Here is a 19,723-nt window from a genome sequence, read left to right as displayed (position 1 = left end):
CTACTGCCTATTTTGGTTGTTTGAAGGTGTGACATTGGTTGTAAAACGGATCCCTCAGCATGTTGCCATCGTGATGGATGGCAATGGACGATGGGCAAAACAACGTGGGTTATTACGAGAGGAAGGCCATCGTGCGGGCATCGATTCGGTAAAATCCTCGATCCGTTGCTGCCTTAAACACCATATCCCTCTTTTGAGTTTATTTGCCTTTAGCAGTGAGAACTGGTCTCGCCCTCAACAAGAAGTTTCAGCACTCATGGGGCTCTTTTTTGAAGCGTTAACAAGTGAAACGGATGAGCTGGTTAAGAATGGCGTGCAGATCCGGTTTACAGGAGATAAGAGTCGCTTCCCACCTGAGTTGCAACAGTTAATGCAGATTGCCGAAGAAAGAAGAGTAAGTGGCAGGCAGTTAACCCTAAATATTTGTATAAATTATGGTGGGCAATGGGATATTTTACAAGCCGTTAAAGCGATGATTGACAAAGTAGAAGCTCAGCAACTATCGAGTAAGGATATTGACATCAACACGATTAATGAGCATCTCGCCACCTACCCACTGCCACCGCCAGATTTGTTCATTCGTACCAGCGGTGAGCATAGGCTAAGTAATTTTTTTCTCTGGCAGGCAGCGTATACCGAGTTATATTTTACCGAAACTTTGTGGCCTGACTTTAACGAAAAGGCGTTTGAGAGTGCGTTGCAGGATTTTGAAAAAAGGGAGCGACGCTTTGGATTAATTGAGCAATCATCATCTTGAGAAAAGCATGTTTATACAGCGATTGATAACATCCTTGGTATTGATTCCTTGCCTATTAGCGCTATTGTTTTGGGCACCTTCACAAACAGTTTATATGGTTTTCTTTGCAGTATTAATGCTTGCTGCATATGAATGGCACAAGCTTATACCACTACATAGTATGCAAGCTAATGGGTTTTTTGTGTTGATTTATAGCTTGTCATTGTTAAGTGTGAGTTATATTCATTCAGACTGGATAATTTTTCTTGTATTAATTTGGGTTCCCATTATTGTATTTATTGTGTTATACCCAAGCGGAACATCAATATGGGCAAGGCCATCTATTATTTTGGTATTGGCTATTGTCGTTTCCAATTTATTTGCTTACGCCATGCAAGGTATTTTCTGCTTAAAGCATGGGAAGGCCCTAATTTTGTATCTTTTCTTTATCGTATGGGCGGCGGATATTGGGGCTTATACGTTTGGTAAGCTATGGGGTAAACATAAGTTAATCCCCTTGGTGAGTCCCGGAAAAAGTTGGGAAGGATTTTTGGGTGGATTTTTCTTTGTCGCGTGTATTGCGTTATTGGGAGCGGCTTATTTCCAACCGGTGTCGCTTTTACAATGGTATTTTCTCTTATTTAGTTGTTTTATTGTTTCTATATTTGGTGATTTGTTTATAAGTGTGCTAAAAAGAAAGTGTAAGCTAAAAGATACGGGGAACATCCTACCTGGTCATGGCGGAATTCTAGATCGATTAGATAGTTTGATATCCACAGCACCCATTTTTTATGCAGGACTTATTTGGTTAAACCTTGGAATCCATTGATGACAAGCACATTGTTATATTTTTTATTCGCCTTACTCTTATTGGTCACTTTTCATGAATTTGGCCATTTTCTCGTTGCCCGTTTATGCGGAGTAAAAGTGCTTCGGTTTTCTTTTGGGTTTGGTCATATATTGGCTAAATACACGTCTAAAAAAGGGACTGAATATGCCTGGTCTCTATGGCCACTCGGTGGCTATGTTAAAATGTTGGATGAGAATGAAGGGGAAGTGGCGCCAGAAGATAAACCCTTTGCCTTTAATAACCAACCAATTTGGAAACGGGCGCTCATTGTATTAGCGGGCCCATTCTTTAATTTCATCTTCGCTTTTTTTGCCTTATGGCTTGTTTGGATGATTGGAATAAAATCATTGGCACCGATTATTAAACAAGTGGAGCCAAATGGTGTTGCTGCGAAAGCAGGGGTTCCACCTAATACTGAAATCATTGAATTGGACGGCGAGAAAATTCGTTCTTGGCGTGATTTTCAATATACACTGATGGCCCACATTGGCAGTGATGATTCGGTGACAATTCAAGTCAAGTCATTATCTAACAACCAGGTGACAAGCCATCAACTACCCTTAGCCGCATGGGAAATTGACCCTAAAAGACCTAATCTAATTAAAAGTCTCGGCATTCGCCCCTTTATACCACCTGTGTTACCGATTATTGCTCATGCTCCAGCGGATATGCCTGCTGCAAAAGCAGGTATTAAACCAAAAGACCTTATTATTGCAATCAATGGCATGCCCATTCATCAATGGGACGACATGGTTAATTTTGTCAAAGATAACCCGAATAAACTTGTCCAAGTCACAGTGAGCCGTGGTGAGAAACATTATACCTATTCTGTGAAAACGACATCCAAGGAGATAGATGGTCAGTTGATAGGGGGGCTTGGGGTTCAGGCTAAAACCGATCAATGGCCTGCAAAATATCTCCGTATCCAAAAAAAGGGACCAATCGCTGCGATGGGGCAAGCCCTTGAACAAACCTGGGATCTTAGCTCAGCAACCATCCTCTTTATTGGTCGGTTAATAACCGGAAAAATGTCACTTGATACGATTAGCGGACCAGTTGGCATCGCTCAAGGTGCTGGTAATTCAGGAAGAAGTGGTATTGTCTATTATCTTTTTTTCTTAGCTGTTGTTAGTGTTAGTCTGGGTGTGTTGAATTTATTACCCATTCCCATGTTGGATGGTGGCCATTTATTTTTTTATGTGATTGAAGGCATTCGAGGGAGGCCGGTTTCCCCAGCATTTCAAATTGCCCTGACCTATGTTGGTCTTGGCCTATTGTTTATGTTAATGGGTCTTGCTGTTACAAACGATTTGGCACGAATATTCTCCTAGATAGGATTCCTCCTAGAAAAATAACTTGACTAATTAATAGACTTTTTCTTGACATTCGGGCTGTGATTCTATAAAACGGAGCTTCTGTTTTACAATCATCAATTGTCAATCAGGCGTGTTTTTGCAGTTGTGGAATAAAAATAATAATGAAAACAATTAGTCGAAAATTTCTTTTGAATATCTGCTATGCTTCAGCCTTGTGGAGTGGCTCGCAGATTGCTGATGCGAGCGGATTTGTTGTCAAACACATCAAAGTGGTCGGGGCACAACGAGTCAGTCAAGGAACGGTATTAAACTATCTACCGGTTCGTATTGGCGAATCCATTGGCGCTCAATCAACTGCAAAGATTATCCAATCTTTATACGATACCGGATTTTTCCAATCTGTGAGCCTTGAGCGGGAAGGCGATACCTTAATCGTGAAAGTAGTTGAGCGTTCAACTATCGGCTCGATTAATATCACTGGGAATACCCAGATCCCCAAAGATAAAATGAATGATTTTCTGAAAGAAATGGGGTTGATCAAAGGCCGCGTATTCCAGTTATCTGTTTTAGAAAGACTGACAGCGGAACTCAAACAAGCCTATTATGCTCGCGGAAAGTATAATGCACGTATTGAGACAAAGGTCACTGAGTTGACGGACAATCGGGTGGCGATATCAATTACTATATCCGAAGGTCGGGTATCGCGCATTCGAGCGATAAAAATCATTGGCAACCATGACTTCCCTGAACATGAATTGTTGTCGCAAATGACGTTACAAGAAAGGGGGCTGTTCACCTATTTTACCAAGAAAGATCAATACAATAAGCCAGGTTTAGATGCTTCTCTGGAAGCAATCCGTTCTTTCTATCTAGACAGAGGGTATTTAAAATTTCAGATCATTTCTTCGCAAGTTTTGTTATCGACGGACAAAAAAGACGTCTATATTAATATTCATATTGAGGAAGGACCTCAATACCATTTTTCAGGATTTAGTATTTCTGGGAAAACTATTCTACCCAAGGATAGAGTTGAGCAATTAGTTTTGGTGAAAAAGGGCGATGTTTTTTCTCGCAAAGCACTGACGGAAAGTATTTCTGAAATTGGCAAAGCCTTAGGTGATAAGGGCTATGGGTTTCCGGCTATCAACGCCGAGCCTCGCATTGATGAGCAGAACAAAACAGTCTTCATCCATTTTTCCATCGAGCCAGGTCGCCACGTCTATGTTCGCCGCATCAATTTCCATGGTAATACCAAGACCGCTGACTATGCCCTTCGGAGTGTTATTACCCAAGATGAGGGTGCTTTATTAACGTTACATAATGTCAAAGAGAGTGAGAGACAGCTGCGGATATTGGGGTATTTAAAAAACGTGAATATAAAAACCAACCCAGTGCCTGGCACAAACAATCAAGTGGATTTGGATGTGCAAGTTGAAGAAGCACCATCTGCTGAAGCGAGTGCTTCATTAGGCATTGGTACGACGGGTCTGCAATTTAATGTATCGGCAAACCAACACAACTTTATGGGAACAGGTCGTTCGCTTGGTTTTGCGTTTAATGCGAGCCGATGGGGGCAAGATTATTCCCTGAATTACTTTAACCCTTTTTATACCAACACCGGCATTGGCCGAGGTGTTAGCGTGTATTTTTCGAAAGTAAACCCACGCAAACTTGATATTAGTAGTTATAATTCAAATCGATATGGCGTCGATTTAAATTATAACATCCGTTTAAGTGATATCAGCAGTGTGCAGCTGGGAATGGGGTATCAAGATTTAGATATTCGTTCCGCAGGAGCGGTTCCTCAAATTATGGCTTTTATTGCAACGCAAGGAACTAATTATGACGAAATTCGATTCTCTGCTGGGTGGGTGAGCAATTCATATAACCAAATGCCTTTCCCAACGAAAGGGTTTAATCAGGCGGTATCGGGTCTTGCTGCATTGCCTGCTAATTCCCGCTCTTTATCTTATTATAAATCAGGCTACCAAGCTCATTGGTTCCAGCCTTTATTCAAAGGGTTTATTTTTAGTGCCATGGGTAATGTGGCCTTTGGTGATTCCTTCCAGCGAGGCGTTGGATTACCGTTTTTTGAAAATTATTTCGCCGGGGGTATTGCTAATCCAGGGATGGTTCGTGGCTATGATAGTTTCTCCTTAGGACCAAAGGATATCTTTGGCAACTCTTTGGGTGCAAACTTCCTTGTCAATGGCTCATTGGGCTTAATATTACCTTATCCGTTAAGTCGAGATACGTTCCGTACTTCTTTGTTTGTTGATGCAGGTAATGTTTATGCTAAAGGTACTCCCGTAGTGTTTACTGGTACTTTGTCGGGACCTGTTCGTTATTCGGGCGGTATATCACTTGATTGGCGATCGCCGTTTGGTCCATTATCGTTTAGTTTAGCTAGCCCATTAAACAAACAGCCAGGCGACCGAGATCAATATTTCCAATTCGCATTATCATCGACGTTCTAACATTTAGGCCTAAGTTGCCTCAGAATACGCTGTTTTAGTCAACTTAATCCTAGGTGATGATTTGCCTATTAAAGTGCAGTAAATACTTAGGCGAAAGAATGTGCTCTCCAACTGATTAAAAATTGTAATGACGGGGGGTTGTGTATCGTATGGTTTATGTTACGATAAGCTATTTTAATCCTGGAGATAAACATGAACCGAGTTCGAACCCTTTTGATGTCAGCGCTGTTAGTTGCTACTTTCTCAACCGCCTATGCGGATAATAAGATTGGTGTGGTGGATTTCCAAAAATTAACACAGTCTTCTGGCAAATTAGATAATATCCGCAATGAACTGGAAAAGAAATTTAAAAGCCGTCGCGATGAGTTGGTGAAAATGGAAGAAAAATTGAAAAAAGATTTTGAAGCCTTTAAGCGCGATAGTGCAGTGATGAGCGATGCTAAGAAGAAAGAAGCCCAGCAAAAACTTATCGAAGCCCAGCAAAAATTTGATAAAGAAGGACAAGCTTATCAACAAGATCTAAGCAATGCTCACAACCAGGCAATGCAAAAATTAGGTAAAGAAGTTCAGCAAGCTGTTAGCAAAGTAGCGGAAGCAGATAAGTTTGATTTGATTGTGCAAAAAGAAAGTGTTCCTTACAGTAATAGTAAATTGGATGTTACCGACAAGGTGTTAAAAGCGTTAAAGTAAGGTGAAAACACTTGAGCAAATAGCAAACCATGTCAATGCAATTGTCCATGGTGACGCGCAAAAGAAAATATCAGCCGTCGCATCCCTCGCGGCGGCAAATGCTTCTCATGTCGCTTTTTTTGATAACCCTGTCAGGTTAAAATGGTTGCATGATACACAAGCGGGTGCGGTTGTTCTGACCCAGCAATATGTGGATGTGTGTCCAACCAATGCTTTAATTGTCAACGATCCAGCGATTGCCATTACTCAAATTCAAAATTGTCTTGAGTCTACGAATTCTCAACGAGGGTTTATTCATCCAAATGCGTTAATTTCCTTAAGCTGTGAACTTGGACAAAATGTTAGCATTGGTGCCAATTCCTATATTGGTGAGGGAGTTGTACTCGGCGATAATGTTACTATTGGTGTGGGTTGTGTGATTGAGGCGGATGCTTACATTGGTGCAAATTCATCCATTAATCATGCAAGCGTGGTGCATCACCATACGATAATCGGCGATCAAGTTGAGATAGACAGTGGCACGGTCATTGGCGCTTTTCCATTTAATGGTGTAAAATCTGGCGGCATTTGGCAACGAGGTCCTTCTTACGGGTCGGTTATCATCGAAGATAATGTACATGTTGGTGCCAATACGGTTATCGATCGGGGCGGTTATACGGATACAATCATTAGTCGTGGCGTCATTATTGATAACTTGGTACAAATTGCCCATGATACGGTGATAGGTCCCTATACGGCAATTGCAGGCTGTGCTGCGATCGGTGCTAATTGTGAGATTGGTTCACACTGCATCATTGGAGGCGCAAGTACAATTGCAGCGAATGTATATTTAGCTGATGAAGTTGTTGTTACGGGTATGTCAACCGTTAGTAAATCGCTAAAAAAAGCAGGCATATTTTCCTCTGGCACCATGGTGTCGGAGCATCAACATTGGCGAAAGAATGTGGTTCGTTTTCGACAGTTGGAAAATTGGGTTGACAGAATAAAAGCTTTGGAAATTCATAACCAATTATGGTTGAATAATCAAAATCATGTGAGTGAGTAGATAGATGACTAATCGTATTGAAATCAATGACATGTTGGCCTTGTTGCCACATCGTTATCCTTTTTTGTTGATCGACAGGGTGGAAGATTACAAAGTGTTAGATTTTCTAACAGCAACAAAAAATGTCACCATCAATGAACCTTATTTCAACGGCCATTTCCCTGGTAATCCTGTCATGCCAGGGGTATTAATTCTAGAAGCATTGGCACAGGCGTGTGTGGTGCTGTTTAACTTATCGGTAGATACTAAGCCTGGATTCGAGAATTTACACTTTTTTGCAGGCATTGATAATGCCAAGTTCAAACAGGTAGTGCAACCAGGAGATACGTTACGTCTTCATGTTACTTTAATTGGCCAAAAAAGGAATTTCTGGCGAATGCATGGTGAGGCGTTTGTTGATGATAAACTGGTCTGTTCGGCAGATTTAATGAGTGCCTCTAAGGAAATCGAAAAGTGATTGATAAAAATGCGATTATTGACCCCTCAGCTCAGATAGCCGAAGGGGTAACCGTAGGACCTGGCGCGATTATCGGCGCGAAAGTCGTGATAGGTGAGGGGACAACTATTGGACCTTATGCGGTGATTAAAGGGCCGACTGTCATCGGAAAGCATAATAAAATTTTTCAATTTGCATCCATAGGCGATGAACCACAAGACATAAACTATGATGGGGAAGATACGCGTTTAGAAATTGGTGACTACAATACCATTCGTGAGTATTGCATGATCAACCGTGGCACAGTTAAAGGCGGCGGTGTCACAAGGATTGGGAATCACAATTTCTTAATGGCTTATGCCCATATTGGCCATGATTGCCAACTTGGAGATCATATCATTATGGTGAATTATGCTGCATTGGCTGGTCATGTTGAAATTGGTGATTACGTTAATATAGGCCCTTATGCTGCCGTTCATCAGTTTTGCAAAGTTGGTCGGCATGCTTTTATCTCACGTGCAACGTATGTGACCAAAGATGTCGTCCCCTATGTGATGGTTGTGGGGCCAGAAGCAACGACCTGTGGCATCAATTCCGTTGGTATCAAACGACGTGGATTTTCTGTTGAAGCGGTGGATGCTTTGAGAAAGGCTTACAAAATTGTCTTTCGCAAAAGCCTAACCACTCTGCAAGCCGTCAGCGAACTTGAGGCAATGCAGTCTGAACATCCGGAAGTTATTCCATTGATCGATGCGATAAATCAATCAACCAGAGGAATTGTCCGGTAATGTTTTGGCACCAATTTTTGGTTGTCGCAATTGGTGGCGCTATTGGCGCCTGTTGCCGTTATTCCATAACGGTTATCTTGTTGTATCGAGCCAATGAGTTGCCTTGGGCAACAATCATCGTTAACCTGCTAGGCTCGTTCATTGCTGGCTTTCTACTCATTGCATTTTCTGAGCGAATTGTGCCATCAGCTGAAATGCGACTATTTGTTTTTACCGGATTTTTAGGTGCTTTTACGACATTCTCGGCCTTTTCAGCAGAAAATCTTCTTTACTGGCAACACCATCAATGGCTAAAATTAACGGCAAATATTGGCATTAATAATATAGGTGCTTTGGCGGGTGTCCTTGCTGGCGCTTATATTGCATCGTTTTTGATTAAAGGATAGGCATGTTAGATATACAACGCTTGCGTGATGATCCCCACGCTGTCGCGGAGGCGTTAGAAAAGCGAGGGTTTCACTTTGATGTGAATCATTTTTTGGCTTTAGAAGACGAACGTAAAAATTTACAAATCGAAACGCAATCCCTTCAAAATGAGCGAAATGTTCGTTCCAAGGCAATTGGCCAAGCTAAGCAAGCAGGTGAAGATATTGCGCCGTTGCGCGAAGAGGTGTCAAAACTTGGGGAAAAACTTGAGTTAAAAAAGCATGCTTTAAATGACGTGCTTCAACAACTTGATACAATGCTCATGAGCATGCCCAATTTGCCACACGAAAGTGTTCCCGTTGGTAAGGACGAAGAAGACAATGCCTTTGTCCGAGATTGGGGAAAGCCAACTTCCTTTTCATTCCCCCCGAAGGCTCACGATGATCTTGGCGAATCCTTAGGACAAATGGACTTCGCCCTTGCGGCTAAAATTGCGGGTAGCCGTTTTGTTGTTATGCGCCGAGATATTGCGAAATTACACCGGGCCCTCATTCAATTTATGATGGACATCCACATCAAAGAACATGGGTATGAAGAAATTTATGTCCCCTATATTGTCAATGCCGATAGCTTGATGGGTACAGGCCAGCTACCGAAATTTGAGGATGACTTGTTCAAGTTGAAAGGGGATGCTCCCTATTATTTAACATCAACGTCTGAAATTCCAGTTACCAATACGGTTCGAGATGTGATTTTATCGGAAGAGAACCTCCCGATTCAGTATGTTTGTCATTCCCCTTGCTTTCGCAGTGAGGCAGGATCGTATGGCCGTGATACCAAAGGCATGATTCGACAGCATCAATTTGAAAAAGTTGAGTTGGTATGGGTTTGTCATCCCAATCAGTCTTATGAAACGCTCGAAAAACTAACCCAACATGCTGAAGTGATTTTGCAGCGGTTAGAGCTCCCCTACCGTGTTGTGGCATTATGCACGGGGGATTTGGGTGCAAGCTCGGCAAAGACCTATGATTTGGAAGTTTGGTTGCCAAGTCAAAATACCTATCGAGAGATATCATCGTGTTCAAATATGGAAGCATTCCAAGCGCGACGAATGAAAGCAAGATTTAAATCAGCTGATCATAAGAAAAATGAGCTGGTACATACGCTCAATGGTTCTGGTTTGGCGGTAGGAAGGACGTTGGTGGCTATCATGGAAAATTATCAGCAACAAGATGGTAGTATCAAAATTCCCAAAGCACTCCAATCCTATATGGGCGGTCAATCGGTGATTGAAGCGGGTTCTTCTTCATGAAAACCAAAACGCGTTATGTTTGCAGTCAATGCGCTGCCACGTATTGGCAATGGGCAGGGCAATGCAATCAATGTGGGCAATGGAATACGCTTGCAGAAGAGGCGGTCGCATCGACAAAGTCAAATCCAAGAAATCAGAACTGGGCTAATGAACGTTCATCCGTTACCTCCGTTGAAGAAGTTTCCCTGGATACTCAAGCCAGGCTAGACTCGAAACTGTCTGAGCTTAATCGCGTTTTAGGTGGTGGATTAGTGGATGGTTCGGTTGTGCTGTTAGGGGGTGACCCTGGCATTGGGAAGTCAACCTTATTGTTACAGTGTCTAGCAAATTTAGCACAAGAGGATGCTGTTTTATATGTGACAGGTGAGGAGTCACTGCAACAAGTTGCAATGCGTGCAAGACGGTTGCAGTTGCCTATTAAAGGCCTTCGATTATTAGCTGAAACAAACGTTGAAACCATATTGCACCACGCGAATAATGAAAAGCCAAGAGTGATGGTGATTGATTCAGTGCAAACGATATTTACCGACTCAATAAGCGCTGCACCGGGTGGGGTGAGTCAAGTTAGAGAATCCACCGCCCAGATTGTTCGATATGCAAAAATGACGCAAACGGCAGTCTTTTTAGTGGGACATGTTACCAAAGATGGCGCCCTAGCAGGGCCAAGAGTTTTGGAGCATATGGTTGATTCAGTTTTATATTTTGAGGGACAAAGCGATAGCCGCTTTCGAGTCATTCGAGCCATTAAAAACCGCTTCGGTGCTGTCAATGAGTTAGGTGTCTTTGCCATGACCGATCGCGGTTTAAAAGAGGTCACCAACCCGTCTGCCATTTTTCTATCACGACAGCCTGAACCCACGCCAGGCAGTGCCATCATGGTGACTTGGGAAGGATCTCGTCCTTTACTCGTCGAATTACAAGCCTTAGTGGATGAATCCCATGGTTCTCAACCAAAACGTGTGACAGCGGGGCTCGATCATAGCCGACTGGCAATTTTATTAGCGGTTTTGCATCGGCATGGTGGTATTGCTACCTACGATCAGGATGTATTTATCAATGTGGTTGGTGGGGTAAAAGTCACCGAAACAGCCAGTGATTTGGCACTGATGGCAGCAATTGTTTCCAGTCTCCGCAACCGCATATTAGATAGAGAAACGGTGATTTTCGGAGAAGTTGGGTTGGCAGGTGAAATTCGTCCAGTCCAAAGCGGTCAAGAGCGTTTAAAAGAAGCCGCTAAACATGGCTTTAAACGAGCAATTCTTCCCTATGCCAATGCCCCAAAACAATCGGTGGATCTAAAAATAGAGCCGATAAAACATCTACAAGACATGCTGCAGATACTGTAAGCTCTGTCCTTACCTTCACTTGTTAGACTAAACACAGAGCGCGCCGTCTATTTTTTATCTTTCCTTGGAAGCACCAAGCATCCACATGGCTTTTTCATGTGCTGCAATCCGTTCTCCCAATAAGGCAACGGATCCTTCATCATGGTGTTTGCTGGCGATTTGAATAACCTCATTGAGAAACTCGCTCATAAGCGTATTATCATTCGCTAATTCCAGAACCATATCGTTCGCAGCTTTATTGCTGTCACCATCTTTGATGGTTTTTAGTTTCTCAAACTGTTTGAAGGTAGCCGGTGCATTGTGGCCCATGGTTAAGATGCGCTCTGCTATTTTGTCAACGGCATCTGCTAATTCAATATATTGACCCTCAAATAATTCATGCAACGATTTGAAATTGGGGCCTTTCACATGCCAATGGTAATTTTGTGTTTTAAGATATAGTGCATAAGTATTTGCGAGCACGACGCACATTTTATCCAAATATTGACTCATAAAGTTCTCCTATTAAATCCCTTTGTAAAATGAGAGGGGTTCCGTTGGGAATGTCCCTAGTATTTTGAAGTGTCTTGGGTATAATTTTAGACTATATCAGATTAAAGGCATTTATTTAATAAGAATTAAGAGGCAAAAGCATGAAAAAAACAGAATTTAACTATGAACATCAAGGAGTTACATGTTGTGGGTTTGTTGCGCATGAGGGTAACCCTAATCAACCTCGTCCAGCTGTCTTAGTCGTCCATGATTGGTCGGGTTGCAATGAATTTGCTTGTCAGCATGCAATCGACTTATCGAAAAAAGGGTATGTTGGTATTGCTGTTGATATGTATGGGAATGGCAAAACGGGCCAAACAAATGAAGAAAAGCAGGCGTTGATGATGCCTTTACTTAATGATAGGAACCTTTTACTTGGTCGTTTGTTGGCTGCCCTCAGTGCGGCGAAAAGCATGCCTGCTGTTGATGCTACTAAAATTGCTGCGATTGGTTTTTGCTTTGGCGGGCTATGTGTTTTGGATTTGGCGCGAAGTGGGGAAGATGTCAAGGGTGTTGTCAGCCTGCATGGCTTACTGAATGCCCCCGAGCAGGCTACGGATAGAGCGATTAAAGCAAACGTGCTGGTTTTGCATGGATATGATGATCCGATGGTTGACCCCCAGGCCGTTCAAACCTTTTGTGATGAAATGACTCAAAAGAAAGCTGATTGGCAAGTGCATATGTATGGCGGCACTGTCCATGCATTTACAAATCCGCTTGCACAGGATGCGAAATTAGGCACCGTGTATAGTCAGACGGCGGCAAAACGGGCTTTTGAGTCGATGGACTTATTTTTACAGGCCTGCTTGCAATAGCAATTGCGCTTTGCTCATGATAAACTGCATTTAACAACAGGCTTTGGACGAGGTTTGTTCAATGCGGTGTTCAGATGATGTATTGACTGGAACGCTTGCTCAGGAGGAGCTATGCATTACTCTTCTATACCTACTTGCTATTTTCCTACATCCGCTGTTTTCGTTGATGATAGTCGCGATTTCCTACTGAACTTTGTTTTGCAGCTTGATGAAGGATTAGCGTATCGTGTGTTTGATTCGCCATTCCATGCGCTAGATTGCATTCGCGAAAAGCGATGTGAATTGGATTTATTGAGTCAGCGTTGCATTACTGAGTATACGGAGGCAAAAAATTGCCCCTTAACCAACCACACCGTCAACCTTGATTTAGCTGCGATTCATGCGGAAGTTTATAATCCTCGACGCTTTTCAGAAATCTCGGTTGTTGTTGTTGATTATGCAATGCCTGGTATTGATGGTTTAGAGTTTTGCCGGCGCATAGAAGACAGTAGTATCAAAAAAATTCTGCTGACTGGTCAAGCAGACGAGGCATTGGCGATACAGGCCTTTAATGAAGGGTTGATCGATCGCTACATCAAAAAAAGCGATCCTCATGCAGCCGAATTAATTACGAAAAGCATTTACGAGCTACAGTATCAGTATTTTCTGACAATGTCGGATATGATTACTCGCATGCTCTCAGTCTCATCTCCCAGTTGTTTACAAGATAAATTATTTGCTGAATTTTTTCGACATTATTGCGCTGAACAACGTATTGAAGAGTACTATTTAGCCGACTATTCGGGAAGTTTATTAATGCTGGATGATGATGCCAATGTTAGCTTTTTAATTGTAAAAACAGAACAAGACATGCGTAACTACTGCGATCTGGCTTATGATGCGGGGGCCAGTGATGACATATTGGAAAAATTAGTTAATCGCGAAGTATTACCCTGTTTTTGGCAAACCGATATTTTAGCAAAGAAAGATGTGGAATGGGATAAAATGATTGTCCCAGCGCAACGCTTTGTTTCTCAACATACTTATTATTATACGCATCTCAAAGGCAACGTCTTGTTTGAATTGGATAAAGATAAAATTTTGTCATATCACCAGTATTTAGAAGAATTAGATGCAGAAGAAATTTTGATGGCGGGATAACGCCTTTTTGTAAAGCAAGTGATACTGGAAAAATTGATAGATTGGCGGTATATTGAGATCTTGGTTACCTAAGAATTTGATTATGCTAAGAGCATCGATATTCACAATATTGGCCGTAATGTTTACCTCAGTGCATGCTGATGACTATGATCGTCAAGTGGTACAAGAGCGGATTGCCCCTGTTGGCAGTGTTCGCCTACAAAATGCAGATGCTCAAACACCAGTTGAAAAGCAGCCTGCTCAACCTGAGCAAGTTGCAAAAGAACCGGGTGAAGAAATTTACCAACAATACTGCGCAGTTTGCCATAAGTCTGGCCTTGCAGGTGCCCCGATATTTCGTGATAAAGCAGCATGGGAGCCTCGTCTTGCAAAGATGAAAATGGACGAGCTTGTTGCCTCAGCGATTAAAGGTAAAAACGCGATGCCTGCCAAGGGAACTTGCTTAGATTGTAGTGATAAGGATATCAAAGAAGCCATTGAGTATATGTTGCCTAGGAAAAGTTAATGACAGCAATCCAAGTACGCGTTAGCCTGTTGTTATTAAGTTTGATTAGCGCATTGGTAGTTGGTTATTCCTTGTACCTAGAGCATCACTTAAACCTTACTCCTTGCGTTTTATGCCTCATGCAACGATATTGCACGGCATCGATTGCTTTGCTGGGATTTCTCGCGTCACGTCGCGTGGAGAAAAGCGGCTGGTTAGCTGTCATGATTATCATGACTTGCTTTGCCTTGTTAGGCGTTTATTTCTCAGGTCGACAACTTTGGTTACATAGCCTTCCGCCTGATGCTGTACCAGCTTGCATGCCTAGCCTTAATACCCTGGTTCATTATTTTCCTTGGCAAGCTGTAATCGAGGCGGTATTCATGGGAACGGGTGATTGCGCCCATGAACAATATCATGTTCTCGGATTGCCTCTCCCAGCATGGGGATTATTGTATTTTGTGGCGGTAGTCTTAGTATCGAGTCTCTTAATTATTTTAAGGCGAAAAAATGGATAGCATAAAACTAGCATTTTGAAGTTAATTGGGTATATACTTACCCATTTTTTGATTAGCCTATGAATGATGTGTTTTCCTTGGATTTAGTTGCTCAGCACCCGCATAATCGAGCGCGGGTTTGCCGAGTGCACACGTATCATGGAAGCTTCATAACCCCAGTCTTTATGCCTGTTGGTACACGAGCGGGTGTCAATAACATGACAATATCCGAGTTGCAACAGGCAGGCAGTCAAATCATTTTAGGGGGTAATACCTATCATATGCTATGTGCACCCGGCATGGACGTTATTAGAAATGCGGGGGGGATGCATCGATTTATGGGGTGGTCAGGCCCGATGTTAACCGATAGCGGTGGGTTTCAGGTGTTTAGCTTATCCAAAGATGAAACGTTATGCCGCATTGATGAAACGGGCGCTCATTTTACTTTGCCTCAAAGTGACAAAGTGATTCATATGACACCAGAAATGTCATTAGCCACTCAAAAAACAATTGGTGCGGATATCATTATGGCTTTTGACCAGTGCACACCGGATAGCGCCACCAAGGACCAAGTCCAGTGTATCATGGAAAGAACGCATCGTTGGTTAGGGCAATCGTTGGCTTATCATCAAGTAAATCCGTTGTCAGACTATGGCTATTTTCAAGCCTTATTTGGCATCATTCAAGGTGGGCTGTATGATGATTTACGGCAAGAAAGTGCGGAGTATGTTACCAGCTTACCGTTGGATGGGATTGCGATTGGTGGTGAAAGCATCGGGTTTAATATGCCTGCTACGGTGGAAATTTTGTCAGGCATTCATCGTTATTTGCCCGAGCAAAAACCCCGATATAGTATGGGAGTAGGCATGTCGCCTCAGGATTTGCTCGATGTGGTTGAGCAAGGGGTGGATATGTTTGACTGTGTCGCACCAACGAGGAATGCAAGGCATGGTGCGCTTTATCATGGCAAAGTTGTGCCATGCGGGCATTGGTTAAAGTTTGAAAGTGAGTTCGATAACCATCGCTTGCAAATTAAAAAAGGCCAATATATGGATGATAAGGCCCCTATCATGGCTGATTGCCAGTGTTTGACATGTCGACATTACACCCGAGCTGATTTGCACAAGCTAATCAAGCAAAAGGCAGGATCTTTTACGGCGTTGGCATGCATTCATAATATCCATGTGTTACAAGATGTTTGTTTTACTATGCGTGAACATATCTTGTCTTGTGCTTCAAATGATTCAAAACAATAAAGAGGGTTTTATGTATACGATAAAAACAAATCTTGGTGATATCACCATTAAATTAGATGAAGAAAATGCACCCAAAACCAGTGCTAACTTTAAGCAGTATGTGGCGGATGGATTTTATGAAAATACCATTTTCCACCGGGTCATTGATTCCTTTATGATTCAAGGTGGTGGCCTTACGGAAGAGATGGAAACAAAATCCACCAAACAACCGGTTGAGAATGAGGCAAAACAAGCCAAGCCAAATAAGCGTGGAACCATTGCCATGGCGCGCACTAGCAATCCTCACTCCGCAACAGCGCAATTTTTCATTAATTTAGTGGATAATGACTTTCTCAACTTTACCTCGGAAGATATGCAAGGCTACGGATATTGCGTTTTTGGCGAAGTGGTTGATGGGATGGATGTGGTTGATAAAATCGCTAAAGTCAAAACAGGCGTCCACATGGGGCACGCTGATGTCCCCAAAGAAACGATTGTTATTGAAACCATCGAGTCAGCTGACATCTAAAATCAGTTGTGCTTAAATAGGGTAAGCAAGGGCAACACTAAAAATGGTGCGTTAACGTTTTTGGGTAAAGGTTTTTATTAAGTAACGTGACTAAAGTTCGCTTGTTGAGAAATTTAGTCACGTTACCTAGCTATTTATAATTAATGAAAGTGCGCTACAATAGTCTGTCTCGTGCTTTGGGTCGTCCCCTAAGGTACGAAATAAAATGGATAATATGTAACGTTTAACTTTCGCAAAGGAGAAAATTCATGGCCAGAGGTATTAATAAAGTTATCCTAATTGGTAATTTAGGCAGCGATCCAGAAGTCAGGTACATGCCTAGCGGTGCCCCCGTTGCCACATTGTCTATTGCTACCAGTGAGAGCTGGAAGGACAAGCAAACAGGAGAACGACAAGAACGTACAGAATGGCATCGAGTCTCTTGCTTTAACCGTTTGGGCGAAATTGCCGGTGAATATTTGCGCAAGGGCAGTAAGGTATACATCGAAGGCAGTTTAAGAACACGGAAATGGCAAGATCAGCAAGGCCAAGACCGTTACACCACGGAAATTATTGCAAACGATTTGCAAATGCTAGATGGCCGTGGAGCTGCTGGCCAATCGCCTGCATTTCCTGGCGATAATGCCTATCAATCGGCTCCACCAGCTTATGCCGATGCTGCACCCGCAAGTCAGCCAGCCGCAAAAGCGCCTAACCAATCCCCGGCACCACAAGCGTTTGATGATTTGGATGATGATGTCCCGTTTTAATGTTGGCAGGAGTTAATCTTAATCTATCACGGGTATCTATCCGCGCCCAAAAGAGTGTATCAATCAACCCGGGTTTACACTGAATCGACGGCCCTTTCATCTATCCCAGGCTGAGGGGGCTTTTTCGTAAGCATTTCACGCGCTATGCGCTATTCATCAAAATAATATCTTCGATTCAACAACCCCTCATCCGCCCTTTGGGCACCTTCTCCCCAGACATGGGGAGAAGGGAACATGAAGCAAGTTATTTAGAAGTCCTGATTCATTCAAATTGTATAAAAACTCTCAATAAATGCACTGTGCATATATTTTTGACTAAAAGATCATTGATTCCTTGACTAACACAATAATTATACTTTACAATTCTGTAACTGAAATTTACAATAATCGTTTCTAGTTGGTCGTCTTACATAAAATAAGACTTAAAAAAAGACTAAATAGATTGTATTTATTCGGTATGCTCTAATATTGTGTTACAATTGGTATTTTCATTGATTCATTAACAGGCTTTTCTTATGAGTTATAATTCTCTAATTCCAGGCAATCCTAGCAATCCGGATTTTTATCCGTTTTGGAATTTTGTCAGTAATGTTAGTAATATTCGCAGAAATTTGGAGTCATTGCATTTGACACCAGAACGGCTGGGATTATCTGATCCAGACTTATATAAAGAGAATGCGATTGAAGAACTTTGGGATTTTTATAAAAAACTATCCTTCGAAAGTCAAAAAATTGCTGACCATAGTTGGAACACTCAATATTTAAAAGACTACTTTGTGATATTTAATATGGATGGTCAGCAAGACAAATTAGCGGATCTGTATAAAAATCATTTTAGCCATTTTTCACAAAAAGATAGAGACCGATTTGGGCAATTTATCAAGCTGGTTGAGGGTAGCTGTCAATTAGATTCCCGGATTAATGAAAATGAGACCCCAACAAATCTTGGAGAAGGCATTGGGGCTTCACCGAAAAGAGAGTTATTAAATGCCTATTTGTCGATTCTCATCGCTCATGTGCAAAATGCACCGGTGACAAGTACAGCTCAGAGCAGTGAAAACATGGAATATGTGGCTCGATGGGATGGTTCAGACAAAATGTCACAAGTTCTTTTAAATCGGTTGGAGTCTTTCCAACAAATGTATTCGCCAAAAGCGGATAGGGAAGTCGAGCTATTTTCAACCTTTGTGGCTCAATACCCACAAGCACTGAAAAACTTAGCAAACTACAAGCAAGCTAATATCCGCAATCAATTAATTCAATGGCAGTTTAGCAAGATACAATTTGAGTTAAGCGATGAGAGTTTGAATGAAAAATTTAGTAACTTATTTTCCAAAGAATTAGATGATCGCTTCTTCCAAAGCTATTACAAACTTCAAAGTGACATTCATACAATCAACGAAAAAATAGAAGCATTAAAGGGTCAGTATGGCTTAACCGCTGAATACCTTAATAAGGTACTTTCGACTAGCTGGGATAAGGAGCCTTCGCTGGAAATATTAATCGGTGCGCTTAATACACTTGAACAAGTTGAGCAGCTAAAGCTTCATATAAAAAATAAAATATCATCCGATGATTTTGCCAAGATGGCAGAATTAACAGCCGAAAGCTTCTGTTCACCACAGGGGCAATTAGCCCTATTCAACCAATGTCTGGATAAATGGTGCTTGGATGATAAAGAAAGTAAAGGTGCTCACCATTATGACTTGTGTGTGCAAGCGCTTAAGAAAATAGCATATGAGTTTCAACCCGCTGACAATCCACTGAATGCATTAGAAGCTATCAATCAGAAACTGAAATCGGCTATAGCATTTGTGAAAAAGCAGGTAGCCCTGTGTGAGATATTGGAATATTCGCATGATTCCTTCAAGGTGGTGTCCACTTGTGCCGGTCAATGGAATGGCGACAACACCTTAACTGATAAGGAAAAAGAATGCTTAAAGGCTGTTGAAGAACAAATCAAGAGGCTAAAGAAGCAGTATTTTTATACAGATAATAAACCTAAATTACTCCAGGATATCAAGCATGAGGAAGATGTTCTTGGATTTTTCAATGAATGCTGTCAATTTATTGCAGATAAGGAAAAAGAAATCGATTTGAGCCAACCTGCGAAGGAAAAACTGATCAATTTGTTAAAAGGATTGGCGAATATGGTCATCGCCTTATTGTCACTTGGACAGTGTAAAAACTTTTTTGCGACTCAACCCAAAGAGACGGTTGAAGTAAAGAATGCCATAGTCACGCTTCATCAGAGTTTAAAGCAAACCTTAGAGCAAAATCAGTCCGAAAATACGATGCTTGCAATGGATGCGGTAGCGTAATATCGCACCGACAAAAAAGCCCAAGGTATGTTAGATAACCTTGGGCTTTTTTTTATGCAT

General features: G+C 42.0%; 20 protein-coding genes. 19 read left to right on the top strand and 1 reads right to left on the bottom strand.

Features of this window, described 5'->3' with window-relative positions; all coding sequences use genetic code 11:
* Window positions 1-34 precede the first annotated feature (34 nt).
* From uppS to radA, 11 genes are all read left to right on the top strand, one after another.
* Window positions 35-757 (top strand): polyprenyl diphosphate synthase, encoded by a 723-nt coding sequence (uppS, locus tag AB3348_RS12520; RefSeq protein WP_367607935.1) that lies wholly within the window; start codon window positions 35-37, stop codon window positions 755-757.
* A gap of 7 nt (window positions 758-764) precedes the next feature.
* Complete coding sequence (locus AB3348_RS12515; RefSeq protein WP_367607934.1) at window positions 765-1,565, top strand: phosphatidate cytidylyltransferase; 801 nt, start codon at window positions 765-767, stop codon at window positions 1,563-1,565.
* Entirely contained in the window at window positions 1,565-2,917 is a 1,353-nt protein-coding gene (gene rseP / locus AB3348_RS12510; protein ID WP_367607933.1) for an RIP metalloprotease RseP, read from the top strand. The genes AB3348_RS12515 and rseP overlap by 1 nt, the downstream gene beginning before the upstream one ends.
* 146 nt (window positions 2,918-3,063) lie before the next feature.
* On the top strand, window positions 3,064-5,379 hold the full coding sequence (gene bamA, locus AB3348_RS12505; RefSeq protein ID WP_367607932.1) for an outer membrane protein assembly factor BamA: 2,316 nt from the start codon (window positions 3,064-3,066) through the stop codon (window positions 5,377-5,379).
* 192 nt (window positions 5,380-5,571) lie between these two features.
* The gene (locus tag AB3348_RS12500) at window positions 5,572-6,069 is read left to right on the top strand and encodes an OmpH family outer membrane protein (protein WP_367607931.1); all 498 of its coding nucleotides are present in this window, start codon (window positions 5,572-5,574) and stop codon (window positions 6,067-6,069) included.
* A 1-nt stretch (window position 6,070) separates the two neighbouring features.
* Window positions 6,071-7,114 (top strand): UDP-3-O-(3-hydroxymyristoyl)glucosamine N-acyltransferase, encoded by a 1,044-nt coding sequence (gene lpxD, locus AB3348_RS12495; protein ID WP_367607930.1) that lies wholly within the window; start codon window positions 6,071-6,073, stop codon window positions 7,112-7,114.
* 4 nt (window positions 7,115-7,118) lie between these two features.
* The gene (gene fabZ, locus AB3348_RS12490; protein WP_367607929.1) at window positions 7,119-7,571 is read left to right on the top strand and encodes a 3-hydroxyacyl-ACP dehydratase FabZ; all 453 of its coding nucleotides are present in this window, start codon (window positions 7,119-7,121) and stop codon (window positions 7,569-7,571) included.
* Window positions 7,568-8,338 (top strand): acyl-ACP--UDP-N-acetylglucosamine O-acyltransferase, encoded by a 771-nt coding sequence (gene lpxA / locus AB3348_RS12485; protein ID WP_367607928.1) that lies wholly within the window; start codon window positions 7,568-7,570, stop codon window positions 8,336-8,338. Before fabZ ends, lpxA begins: the two co-directional genes overlap by 4 nt.
* Complete coding sequence (crcB, locus tag AB3348_RS12480) at window positions 8,338-8,724, top strand: fluoride efflux transporter CrcB (protein ID WP_367607927.1); 387 nt, start codon at window positions 8,338-8,340, stop codon at window positions 8,722-8,724. The genes lpxA and crcB overlap by 1 nt, the downstream gene beginning before the upstream one ends.
* Before the next feature lie 2 nt (window positions 8,725-8,726).
* A complete protein-coding gene (gene serS / locus AB3348_RS12475; protein WP_367607926.1) occupies window positions 8,727-10,016 on the top strand; it encodes a serine--tRNA ligase in 1,290 nt (429 codons plus the stop codon).
* Entirely contained in the window at window positions 10,013-11,362 is a 1,350-nt protein-coding gene (gene radA / locus AB3348_RS12470; protein WP_367607925.1) for a DNA repair protein RadA, read from the top strand. The genes serS and radA overlap by 4 nt, the downstream gene beginning before the upstream one ends.
* Window positions 11,363-11,416: 54 nt before the next feature.
* Here the strand turns inward: radA and AB3348_RS12465 are convergent, their stop codons facing one another.
* Entirely contained in the window at window positions 11,417-11,854 is a 438-nt protein-coding gene (locus AB3348_RS12465) for a Dps family protein (RefSeq protein WP_367607924.1), read from the bottom strand.
* A gap of 140 nt (window positions 11,855-11,994) precedes the next feature.
* On the opposite strand from AB3348_RS12465, the gene AB3348_RS12460 reads away from it, so the two are divergent.
* The 8 genes from AB3348_RS12460 (at window position 11,995) to AB3348_RS12425 (ending at window position 19,663) form a co-directional block, all read left to right on the top strand.
* Window positions 11,995-12,708, top strand: a complete 714-nt coding sequence (locus AB3348_RS12460) for a dienelactone hydrolase family protein (protein ID WP_367607923.1) — start codon at window positions 11,995-11,997, stop codon at window positions 12,706-12,708.
* A gap of 111 nt (window positions 12,709-12,819) precedes the next feature.
* Window positions 12,820-13,848 carry a response regulator gene (locus AB3348_RS12455; protein ID WP_367607922.1) on the top strand — a complete coding sequence of 343 codons (1,029 nt, stop codon included), beginning with the start codon at window positions 12,820-12,822 and terminating at the stop codon, window positions 13,846-13,848.
* A gap of 118 nt (window positions 13,849-13,966) precedes the next feature.
* Window positions 13,967-14,353: a cytochrome c5 family protein gene (locus AB3348_RS12450; protein ID WP_367607921.1), complete on the top strand. Its 387-nt coding sequence runs from the start codon at window positions 13,967-13,969 to the stop codon at window positions 14,351-14,353.
* Window positions 14,353-14,850 carry a disulfide bond formation protein B gene (locus tag AB3348_RS12445; protein WP_367607920.1) on the top strand — a complete coding sequence of 166 codons (498 nt, stop codon included), beginning with the start codon at window positions 14,353-14,355 and terminating at the stop codon, window positions 14,848-14,850. Before AB3348_RS12450 ends, AB3348_RS12445 begins: the two co-directional genes overlap by 1 nt.
* A 59-nt stretch (window positions 14,851-14,909) precedes the next feature.
* Entirely contained in the window at window positions 14,910-16,085 is a 1,176-nt protein-coding gene (gene tgt / locus AB3348_RS12440) for a tRNA guanosine(34) transglycosylase Tgt (protein ID WP_367607919.1), read from the top strand.
* A 10-nt stretch (window positions 16,086-16,095) separates the two neighbouring features.
* Window positions 16,096-16,593, top strand: coding sequence for a peptidylprolyl isomerase (locus AB3348_RS12435; RefSeq protein WP_367607918.1), 498 nt, complete (start codon window positions 16,096-16,098; stop codon window positions 16,591-16,593).
* A gap of 248 nt (window positions 16,594-16,841) precedes the next feature.
* A complete protein-coding gene (ssb, locus tag AB3348_RS12430; RefSeq protein WP_367607916.1) occupies window positions 16,842-17,342 on the top strand; it encodes a single-stranded DNA-binding protein in 501 nt (166 codons plus the stop codon).
* A 515-nt stretch (window positions 17,343-17,857) separates the two neighbouring features.
* A complete protein-coding gene (locus AB3348_RS12425; RefSeq protein ID WP_367607915.1) occupies window positions 17,858-19,663 on the top strand; it encodes a hypothetical protein in 1,806 nt (601 codons plus the stop codon).
* The last annotated feature ends 60 nt before the right edge of the window (window positions 19,664-19,723 follow it).

Source organism: Legionella sp. W05-934-2 (assembly GCF_964199965.1).
Lineage (GTDB): Bacteria > Pseudomonadota > Gammaproteobacteria > Legionellales > Legionellaceae > JAFIFT01.
Note: the sequence above shows the minus strand (reverse complement) of the source record. Positions and strands in the feature narration are given on the sequence as shown.